This is a genomic window from Paenarthrobacter sp. YJN-5, from assembly GCF_015040095.1.
In the GTDB taxonomy this organism is placed as follows: domain Bacteria; phylum Actinomycetota; class Actinomycetes; order Actinomycetales; family Micrococcaceae; genus Arthrobacter; species Arthrobacter ureafaciens.
Genome location: NZ_CP053545.1, coordinates 149887 through 159437, shown reverse-complemented (window position 1 = coordinate 159437; position 9551 = coordinate 149887). Strand labels below are relative to the sequence as shown.

13 protein-coding genes are annotated in these 9551 nt (G+C 63.5%); 2 read left to right on the top strand and 11 right to left on the bottom strand.

Annotated features, from left to right (window positions below; translation table 11 throughout):
• Positions 1-64: 64 nt before the first annotated feature.
• On the bottom strand, positions 65-529 hold the full coding sequence (locus HMI59_RS22205; RefSeq protein ID WP_193594260.1) for a hypothetical protein: 465 nt from the start codon (positions 527-529) through the stop codon (positions 65-67).
• 108 nt (positions 530-637) lie between these two features.
• Here HMI59_RS22205 and HMI59_RS22200 point away from each other — a divergent pair, with 108 nt between their 5' ends.
• Entirely contained in the window at positions 638-1459 is an 822-nt protein-coding gene (locus HMI59_RS22200; protein ID WP_193594258.1) for a hypothetical protein, read from the top strand.
• Positions 1460-1750: 291 nt separating this feature from the next.
• On the opposite strand, the gene HMI59_RS22195 is transcribed toward HMI59_RS22200, so the two are convergent.
• From HMI59_RS22195 to HMI59_RS22175, 5 genes are all read right to left on the bottom strand, one after another.
• Positions 1751-3271 (bottom strand): TM0106 family RecB-like putative nuclease, encoded by a 1521-nt coding sequence (locus HMI59_RS22195; protein WP_193594256.1) that lies wholly within the window; start codon positions 3269-3271, stop codon positions 1751-1753.
• A 122-nt stretch (positions 3272-3393) separates the two neighbouring features.
• On the bottom strand, positions 3394-3876 hold the full coding sequence (locus HMI59_RS22190; RefSeq protein WP_193594255.1) for a hypothetical protein: 483 nt from the start codon (positions 3874-3876) through the stop codon (positions 3394-3396).
• A gap of 135 nt (positions 3877-4011) precedes the next feature.
• Positions 4012-4389: a hypothetical protein gene (locus tag HMI59_RS22185; protein ID WP_193594253.1), complete on the bottom strand. Its 378-nt coding sequence runs from the start codon at positions 4387-4389 to the stop codon at positions 4012-4014.
• A gap of 79 nt (positions 4390-4468) precedes the next feature.
• Complete coding sequence (locus tag HMI59_RS22180; RefSeq protein ID WP_193594252.1) at positions 4469-5206, bottom strand: HNH endonuclease family protein; 738 nt, start codon at positions 5204-5206, stop codon at positions 4469-4471.
• A gap of 87 nt (positions 5207-5293) precedes the next feature.
• The gene (locus HMI59_RS22175) at positions 5294-6313 is read right to left on the bottom strand and encodes a hypothetical protein (protein WP_227471712.1); all 1020 of its coding nucleotides are present in this window, start codon (positions 6311-6313) and stop codon (positions 5294-5296) included.
• 181 nt (positions 6314-6494) lie between these two features.
• Between HMI59_RS22175 and HMI59_RS22170 the strand changes: the two genes are divergently transcribed.
• The gene (locus HMI59_RS22170) at positions 6495-6872 is read left to right on the top strand and encodes a hypothetical protein (protein ID WP_193594250.1); all 378 of its coding nucleotides are present in this window, start codon (positions 6495-6497) and stop codon (positions 6870-6872) included.
• Positions 6873-7286: 414 nt separating this feature from the next.
• Here the strand turns inward: HMI59_RS22170 and HMI59_RS22165 are convergent, their stop codons facing one another.
• From HMI59_RS22165 to HMI59_RS22145, 5 genes are all read right to left on the bottom strand, one after another.
• Positions 7287-7805, bottom strand: a complete 519-nt coding sequence (locus tag HMI59_RS22165; RefSeq protein ID WP_193594249.1) for a hypothetical protein — start codon at positions 7803-7805, stop codon at positions 7287-7289.
• Complete coding sequence (locus HMI59_RS22160; protein ID WP_193594247.1) at positions 7802-8347, bottom strand: hypothetical protein; 546 nt, start codon at positions 8345-8347, stop codon at positions 7802-7804. The genes HMI59_RS22165 and HMI59_RS22160 overlap by 4 nt, the downstream gene beginning before the upstream one ends.
• Positions 8348-8384: 37 nt before the next feature.
• Positions 8385-8666 carry a hypothetical protein gene (locus tag HMI59_RS22155; RefSeq protein ID WP_193594246.1) on the bottom strand — a complete coding sequence of 94 codons (282 nt, stop codon included), beginning with the start codon at positions 8664-8666 and terminating at the stop codon, positions 8385-8387.
• 99 nt (positions 8667-8765) lie between these two features.
• On the bottom strand, positions 8766-9215 hold the full coding sequence (locus HMI59_RS22150; RefSeq protein ID WP_227471711.1) for a GNAT family N-acetyltransferase: 450 nt from the start codon (positions 9213-9215) through the stop codon (positions 8766-8768).
• A complete protein-coding gene (locus tag HMI59_RS22145; protein WP_193594245.1) occupies positions 9212-9544 on the bottom strand; it encodes a hypothetical protein in 333 nt (110 codons plus the stop codon). Before HMI59_RS22145 ends, HMI59_RS22150 begins: the two co-directional genes overlap by 4 nt.
• Positions 9545-9551 lie beyond the last annotated feature (7 nt).

Here is a 9551-nt window from a genome sequence, read left to right as displayed (position 1 = left end):
CTTCTAGGGACATGCGTAGATTGGCGCGTCTCCCTCACCGCCTCTCCAGCGACGGTACAGCGTTCTACTGCGAGAAGATGTTCACGGCGGCGGTGTGAGGGCCCGACCCGTCCGCCGGATCGGTTGCCACCAGTGTGTACGGCCCCGTTGGGGTGCCTTCGGGCGGGGTGACGGTCGAGCGGATCCAGCCTTTCTCGTCGGCCACTACGCGGACCGGTGCGCCCACGGTGGTGCCTGTCGCGTTGGTCAGGGCAACGGCGACCGCGGCGCCCGGCTTCCAGCCAGCCCCGGTGACGTTCCATTCCTGACCGGCCATCATCGACTCATGTTCGGCGACGATCCGGGCAGCGTAAGCCTTCGCTTCGATTCTCTCCTTGGACTTCTGCAGGGCGTTGACTTCCCCGGAAACCTGCCCAGAACCGCCCTGGGCAGCCTGTTCGGCGGCCGCACCGGTAACGGCCTCGGCTGCGCAGCCGCTGGTCAACATGGTGGTCGCCAGCAAGGCTGCAGCGAAAGCAGTTCTTTTCATCGGGTGCCTTTCCTAGGTCAAGCCGAATGGTGTCTCCAGAAAGGAACATGCGTAGAAGTGCCGGTGGCGGCCGCCGAGAGACGCCCGGACGCACGGTAAGTTCATGGCATGGGTGAAAGCGAGCAGCTGTGGGCCGGACGAATTGAGAGGTGCTTTGATGCGGCGCTGGCCTGGTCCCCGAGAATTGCCTCACCCGACGCTGTCGAGCCCGGCAGCTCCCTCGCCGGCGACGATAAGGGCCTCGTCTCGGCCCCCGTCCGGACAGCAGCGTGGTCCGGTCTGCTGTCAGCGGTAGATCACCTGGCCCTCATGACAGACCTCCGGGGTGAGGATGGGCTGACAATGCGCCCCACCTCGCTCTATACCCCGGCGCGGGCGGCGCTTCTGGGAGCGTCCCAGGCTGTGTGGGTCCTGGGCGGCGCCACCAGGGCAATCCGCCGGGCCCGGGCACTGGCCATTGCCGAGGACGAGCGGGCACAGCACCGGAAGTTCCTGTGGGACTACACCAATGATGCGTACGCCAAGGCCAATTTCAGCCAGGGGATCATGGATGAGATGAGCGATCTGACTGCCAGGCTGACCGTCGAGATCACCCGCATCCGAGCGCTGCAGAAGGAGTATCCGAAGATCGATTCGGACGCTACGAGCATGATGCGGGACGCGGCGGAGCACCTGACCAGGGGTGGCGAACCCGGTGACCAGTGGATGCGCTTCGCCCTCGCCTACGAATGGCGGGTCGCCAGCGCCGCAGCCCACGGCCGCTCCTGGCCGGTGTTTGTCCGCAAGACAGAGAAGACGAAGACCACCAGCGGTGAGCTGCGCAGCTTCACCACTACCGCCGAGGAGCTGGGCAGGGCGGTGGGCGCGGCAACCCTGATGACCAGCGAGGCATGGCGCCTTTGGGATCTCAGGCGGATCAATCATCTCTGAGTCCGTGTAGGGTCCCAGTGGCAGCCAGCGGGCGGCCAATACAGACGCTGGGATCCTTGAGATCGGCGACGTCCTGTCTCCATCGGTGCTCTCATGGTTCTTCTTAGTTGTGCGGAATCCAGGTAGAGCCGAGCAAACTTGTATGAGGCGCCGCCCGACACAGACTCACAGACCCGCAGACTACGGGACTCACGAAATCTGTTTGTCCGTGGCTGGTATTTCGTGCAACACCATTAAGCAACTGCGGGCTGGCTACCCCCGCGGCGGCGGCGGCGCGGCGCTGCTCGCGGACTACCTGGTGAGGTTGATCAGCCAGTCCCGTAGCTTCCACGTGGACAGGCAATCGTAGTGGTTATAGTCCTTGATGGCCGAAAAAATCGACTTGGCGGCCTCCAGCCGGCCCTGGTCAACGGCGTCCCGGTACACGCTGTACTGGACCATGGAGTCGACGGCGTTGGTGACGCCGATCCGGCCGGCCGGCATGTAGAGCGGCTCCAGCTTCTTGATGCTGAAGGACCGGTCCGAGATCCTCACGGAGCCTTTCACTGCCTCGTACAGGTCGAACAGCACCCCGGTCTCGACGAGCTCCTCCACCTCGTCCACCATGACCCCGTGCCGGCGGGCCAGCTTGCGCAAGGCGCTGACCTCGTACTGGGCGTAGTGGTAGATGTGCAGGCCGGGATACACCGCTCGGCGTTCGGTGACATGGTCGATGAAGTCGATGAGCGCCTGGCGTTCCTCTTCCAGGGAGTGGGCGGTGAAGGAGATGAAGTCGTGGCCATCGGCGGTGAACTCCACCAGGCCGAACAGGTACTCGATCCCCCATTGTCCTGTCCCGGGGTCCTGCCAGAGCGGGTCGCCTTCGAAGTCGAAGAAGATGTCGCCGGGGTCCGGTTTCGGCAGGGCGACCAATGCCGGGTTCTCCAGCACGACATAGGAGACACCGTTGATGGTGCCGTCCACCTCGCAGGTCCCGGTCTGCAGCCGCGCCTGGTCCTGCAGCTCGGCCCACAGCGGGTCCATCTTGATGCCGACGTCGGGCAGGTCCGCGGCGGCAAACATGGACATGGTCTTGATGCCGGCCTGGATGAGCTTGGCCCGGCGGGAGCGGTTCATCCGGCGCACCAGCATCAGGTCATCGGCTGCCTCCATCTCGGCTTTGCAGTCCGGGCATTTCAGGCAGGATACCCACCGCGGGTCGCCCCAAGTGGACGGGAGCGTGCCAAGGCGGTGGGCTTCCAGGACGGCGCGGAGCCGGTCCCGGGCGGCGTTGAACACGGGAACGGATTCCGGCAGCGGGTGGCTCGTTGTCTCGTCGGTGCCCAGGATCAGGTGGCCGTCGCGGTGCACTGGGACGCCGGCGCTGCGCAGCTGGTCGGCGTAAGCGGCCAACTGCATGAGGGCCTCGGCCTTGGCGCTGCGGGCCAGTTTCGTGTCGAACACCGCGTAGGTGCCGTCCTCCTGCAGGATCAGGAAGTCGGCACGGCCGTGGAAGCTGCCGTCGAAGAAGGTTCCTTGATAGACCACATCGAAGCCATCCCGCAGGGCCTGTATGGTTTCCCGGTGCCGGGCCTCCAGCCCTGCCCGGTCGAAGGTGCGCGGCGGGCGGACCTCATAGACGCGCGAGGGACCGAACTCGTCGCGGAGCAGCCCGAGGACTTTGGCTTCGTGCTTGTCGCCCAGGGCTGCGGTCAGTCCGGCCATGGCATCATCTTCAAGGGCCGGCGCCGGGATCCGGCCCAGCAGGACATCGAGCTTGCGGACGGCCGCGAACTCGCAGACGGAACCGGCAACGATGTCGGTCGCGGACAAGATCAGCTCGTCCGGCCCTCGCCGGTCAGGGGTTGGTAGGAAAAACACTTGCGCCTCCGGTCTTGATACTGCTCTTCAAATTCACATGCGTAGACCCCGTAGTTCCCGGGGATAGTGATAGGTCAGGGGGTCGGCTCCGGCCAGGCGTCAAAGACAGCCATGAGGGCAATGACAATGATCCCGAGCGCGGAAAAGAGGAGACCGCCAAGCATCGGGGTTACCAGGGGCAGGGCGACGAAAACGGCCGCGTAGCCGAGGATGTTGATGGACGCGAACGCGATCGACAGTGCCGGGGCGCGCAGGTCCCTCCGGGGGTGGCGGACAATCTGCACGAAACCTGTGACGACGCTGCACACCGCCGCGAAGCCGAGCAGGAACCCGAGCCACGCGAAGCGGGGACCCAGCATAGAGCTCATGGAGTTCAGCGCCAGCGCCGCACTGCCGCCCCAGAAGCCGACAGCGATGGAGGCGGCGCCGGCTGAAATCCGCAGCGCCGACTTCGCCTTTGAAGCCCGCACCGGGAGTTTGACCGGGGCTCCAACGGACTCCCGGTAGATGGGGGTTGCCGGCGGCGGAAACGCCTCAGGATGGCTGTAGTCGATCACGTCGTAACCCTTTCCGCCGCCGGCAACTGGCTGGGGAGTCCAGTCGCAGCAAACAGTAGGGGCAGGCTATGACATTGAAGCTGGGCAGCAGAAAGCCCCGCACCGAAGAGGTACGGGGCTCCCATTACGCTGCAGCTACTTCTGCCCGAGGAGTTCTCCGCCAAGCTTGTCGTGCACTGACTTGGAGTCGGTGCCTGAAATAGTCCAATTCTTGCCGGCAACCCCATTGGTTTTCAGCGCCTTGTTGGTTTCGACCCACATCGCCAAGTTCTCCATGTCGTCGTAGACAGAGATCGCATAGTCCTCGCCGCAGGAGCCGGAGGTGTCAGCCAGTGTCGACTTGTTATGCGGGTCCCAGTCATCACAGCTGATGCCAGCCTTTACCAGTGCGTCCTTCAGTTCGGTGGCAGTCTTATAGGATCCCCCATCGGCGGGAGGGCCACCACAAGCGATCAGCAGCAGGGCGGCACCAAGGGCCATAGCGGGCAGCATGAGACTGCGGAATGTCTTCATCGCAATACTTTCTCTCGGAGTGCAGGTCCGACGAGTGCTCGCGGTCCCCCGGAGTTGAAGTTACACGAAACGGGAGCGACTACTTGCATGTGGCGAGGATGCCGGCGATCGCGTCATGCTCAGGCTGGGTCATCCACAGCTTGTACTTGGCCTTCACCGCGGTCTGCCGGGTCACGTATTCGCAGCGGAAAGCCTTGTTGGGCGGCAGCCAGGCATCTGCCGAGCTGTCGCTCTTCTGCTGGTTGGCGGGGCCGTCGGCGGCCATCAGGTTGAGCGGGTCGTTGGCGAGCTGAAGGCGCTGTTCGGCACTGATCTGCTGGGCGCCGGTCTGCCAAGCCAGGCTAAGCGGGATGATGTGGTCGATCTGAACGTCGGAGGAGTTCTCACCACGGGTGAAGTTGATGGTTTTGCCGGTGTACTTGTCGGCCAGCGTGCCGGAGGCGATGACGCAATCCTTGGTGCCGGCCTTGGACGTCACATTGGTGAGGTCGCGGCGGAGGATGTCGTTGCGGGTGTCGCAGCCGTTGTGGTCCACGTCCGACCAGGCGGCGCCGAACTGGTCGCGGCTGTAGCCGGTCTTGGGGGCCTTGCCCTTGATCGGAATAGTGGCCAGATGGGATACGGCGAACGCGGTTTCGGCTGGGTTCGCTGCTCCCGCAACGGCAGGCTGGGAAGCGGCGGCGGCTGCGCTGTGCACCCCGTCGGCGACCTTGGTGCCGACCTGGTTTGCGGCGTTGCAGCCCGCCAGGGAGGAGGCGAGGAGCACGCCGGTCAGGACGGTCAGGGACTTGGCGGCGGCGGAGCGGGTGATCTTCATGGTCCTTCATGTGTGCGGCATGCCCGAGTTCCCCACCCGGGCATGCCCAGACTAGCCGCCGGGTAGCCGGCGGCCAGTCTGCCACGCTCAGCGGACCAGGCGCCGATCCGACTCCCGGAACACTTCGCGCAGGTTGGAGATCATCGCGTCCCCGTCCGCATGGCCGGTCTGGGCTGCCACGTGCTCGAGGAACCCGCGGACCATGGCGGCGTGCAGCGGCGTCCCGTCCTCCGTCGTGAGGGCCGGTTCGTCGGAGGAGACGTCCAGTACGTACTCGGCACCGTCGGCCCGGAGTTCAGCGGTCCGAGCGCCGCGGTCCAGTGCGCCCACAGAGTTTTCGGCATCCCTGAAAGAGGAGTCGGCGACGACGTCCATCATGACGGCGTATTCGCGGAAGGACTCGTAATCCCTGCGGAGGGCCTCGGGTCGGGTGGTCTCGAACACGTAGCCGCCGGAGGAGCTGATGTAGGCCCGCGAGAACCAGTCACCACGCTGGTAGTCTTCCCCGTCCGCCGGGGTAGCTGAGAGCGCCAGCGAGTTCGCTCCGACATGGATGGTGTGCTGGATGGCGCCGTCCTGGACTGTGAAGGCTGTCCGGTCCCCAATCTTGGTCATGGTCACAGGACCGGGGATGCCAGCATCGGCGACGACTTTCTGAGCGACCAGGGCGAGCCCTACGTTGCCGCTGGTGTCCAGGTTGTCGGCGAGTCGTACCTTTTCGTTGCCCAGCTGTTGGCCAGGTTCGAGCAGGTACTGGTGATGCTGCATCTTCAGCTGTTCCAGCACAGCTTCCTGCTCCTCCCGGGGCAGGGTCTCGAAGTATTTGGCGCGGCGGTCCAGTTCGACCAGGACCTCGGGAACCGGGTCCCGGGGTTCGTGTTCGTACCCGTACCGACCTTTGTCCTGTCGGCGCTGCCATGTGCCCATTTCCATGTTGGATCGGGCGCGAACCAGCGCCCCGACGATGCCGACGGCGGTCTTGTCCAGCGGCGACTGCTCCGCGGTAAGGGTGATGCCGGAGGGCTCCGAGCGCATTTCGGCGGCGAACTGTCCGCCTGTCTTGATGCCGGCTTGGACACGCGCGCGATTCTCTACATTCTTGGTCATGGTTGTGATGTGTGCGGCTGTGCTCAGGTCGTGACTGCTGTGGCGCAATGACTCTCCTGTGATTGAAGAGGCGTGACAGGAACTGTCATTCACAAAGCATTGCCGCGAGGATTCACACCCTGTTTGAATATGGCCCGGGTGCCACATCTGGGTGCGCCCAGTCGGATGAAGGGGACACATCGTGAAATTCCTCAACGCTCTTCGAAAACCCACGCGGCTGATGGCCACCGCCGCAGCGACCGCTGTCCTGGTCGGTAGCATGGCCGTTGCCCCGGCAGAAGCAGCCGGGCGCACTGTGACGGTGAGCTTCAGCAACGGGAACTGCTCGACTGGCAGCTGGGTCAGCACTGTGCAATTCGGCGCCGTTCCAGGTATCACCGCTGTCAAGGTCAAGGGCGGCAACTCTGCCAACATCCAATTGCTCAACGGCAGCCGGAACGTTCAGTTCGTTGGCACCATCTGGTGCACCAAGGGTTGGTGGATCTTCACCAAGACCACTCCGCAGTACTTCAGCAAAACCGTCTACGTCCCCGGAACGGCAACTCGGGTCAATCTCTAACCGCCCCATAAGGAAGCGGTCCGGTGCGTCATGCCGGGCCGCTTCCTTATGTGCTGCTACACTCGGCTCTCGGCGGCCCGGATAACGGACTTCGACACTGCTGAGGCCGCGGCTTCCAGGACTGCTTCCGTGCTCTGGCCACAAGGTCGGCGGCCAAGGTGGTGCCGGCCTCCGGGTCACTGAACTTCACGGCGGCCAGGGCTGGAGCGTTCTTGGGGTCCACCGTCCCGTAAGCGACATTGCCGCGGACCGTGACCATGCGGCAGGCGTCGGACCCGAACGGGGTGCCAGCGATTCGTTGCACGCTCGAGGTGGGATTGCTGCACGCCACCCTCTCCGGCATCGATGCGGGCGGTGACATTGACCTGGAATCGCTTCGTACACGCGGAGCCGACGTTCCGGCTGTATTAGCCGTCAGAGCTTGCTCTGCTCCTCTTCGGACCGTAAAAGCAGATCGAAGCTCTCTAGCCCGTAGTCGGGTGCGGTGACCGTGGCGATGACCTGTCGCTCCTTGAACCGTTCACCGGCGACTTTGAGGTCAAGTCCCGGCACGCCGTTGATGGTGAGGGAGTGGCTGAAACCGAGGTCGATCATCTGCCGGAGCCTGCTGGAGGTGATACGTGCAGACGGATCGCCGGTCATCTCGAGGATCTGTTCATTGAGGGTTTCGGTTAGCCCAGAGAGAAAGGCTCGATCGCTTTTTACTGTCGTGACTATGGAAGCGATCGTAAAAAGCGTGGCACTGAGAGTGCAGACGAGAACCATGATCCCGAAGTTCCTCAGCGGTTCGATAAATATCATGAGCACCAAGCACACAAGCCAGGTCAAGAATCCTACGCCGAAAAAGAGATAACCAGAGTCCTTGGCCGGACGTCCGGCCCACTGGTTTGGAGTGAATGTCGTGAGGACATGCTCGCTGCTTTTGGGGATCATTTGTGGTTTTCCTTCAGTTCGAGCAGCGCCTCAGCCAGGAGGACGGCCTCACGCGCAGTCTTCAGGTCGTCGCGAAGGCCTCCGTCAGGAGTCGGGGCGGCGAATCCTTCAGCGGTGCCAGCGAGGCCCAGCACCGCCTTGCTGAGATTCTCCCGTTCCTCGGCGAATCGGCGGGAAGACGTAAGCTTCTGTTTACTCAGCTCGAGACTATTCAGAGACCTGCAGATTTCGTTCACGCGTTTCTGGACTGCCGCACGCCTTGCTTCCACATTTTCTGATCGGGCCCGGAAGACCGACACCATGTTGCCGGAAACCCCGTATAGGTCCTTGAGGGCCGGGGCGGGTGCCTGGTTCTTGTTGCCGAGAAGCCCTTCAAGCCGGGCGTGACGCTTGGTCCATTGATCGAGGCCGAACTGGTTTTGGTCCGCTGCAATTGATACGACCGCCAAGGCGGCGCTGAGCTTGTCGTGGCGCTTCTTCAGACTGGCCGCGGCAGTGTCTAGCCGCTGCAAAAATTCCCCGTAATTGTCCACCACTGTCATCGATCCCCCAGTGTCGTGCCGTATCAACGTGAGAATCTTACTGGCTTCTGGCGGCTATTTGGCTCAGGACACCGGCTGAGGGGGTCAGTGGTCCGCCCCTATATCCGGATTCCACCATGGGGTTGACGTGCACGATGATGACTTGGACGTTCTTCGAGCCGTCGTAGCGGAGGTCGTACGTGACCTCAAGCCCGGTCGAGGTGCCAGAGGTGATGGCGAAGGTGCTCTTCTGCTCCGGCTTGGCCGAGATGTCCTCAATCCAGCGGTCCGCGGGCTCTTTGTCAATGCCGTGGGCCTCCACCCAGTCACAGATCAGCACGAAGTAGTCGCCTCGGTTGTCGGCGGTGAGGAAGTAAGTGACCTCGCCGAAGTCAACGTCCGTTGTTTATGCCGTTCAGCCTGACCCGGTCTCCGCCGACTACCGCCCGCTAACGAACATCAGGTTGTGATCGACCGGCTCGGTGGCGTGCTCGTATCGGTCCCAGCCTTGGGAGGCCCAGAACTCATCTGCCCCTGCCGAAAAGGCCACCAGGGGTGTGCCGACGTGGCGGTCAGCGAGCAGCTGGACGGCGTCGGTGCCGTAGCCGCGACGCCGGTGGTCCTCGGAGACCTCGAAGAAGTGGACGACGGCGTAGGGCCCGGGTCGACCCGGCTGTTCGTACTCGGGATTGATGACATCCTGGACCTCGATCTCGGCGCGGGCGACCTCGTACTGTCCGGCGAAGAACGCGTAGAAGTGCATGGTGGGCTCGAAACCGTAGATGCTGTCGTTCCACCATTCGCCGCTGAAGTCATCTGATTCGCTGAACGGCTTGTAGATCACGCTGTCCGAGGTGTCAGGCTTGAGCCGCATAAGGGTCAGGGTCACTGCTTGGCCTCCAGGAAGTGTCGGTCGGGGCGGACCAGGCGGGTGCGTTCATAGCCGTACTGGGTCTCAGTGGTGACGGCCAGCATGCCGTCCCCGGCCGGTTCAATCTTAGTGACGACGAACAGCTCGCGGTTCGGCGAATGGCTCCACCAGCGGACGTCGGTGGCTTCCAAAACCGTGTTGACCACCATCTCATCGGCGCGGACGGTGCCTTCAACTGGCAGGCCCGAGGCACGTGCAGCAAGCCAGACATCAACACGGGCAGCCACAGCGGACTGCTTCTCTTTCTCGTGGCGTTCCACGCCGGCCAGCGCGAAGAGCCGGTCCAAGTTGGGA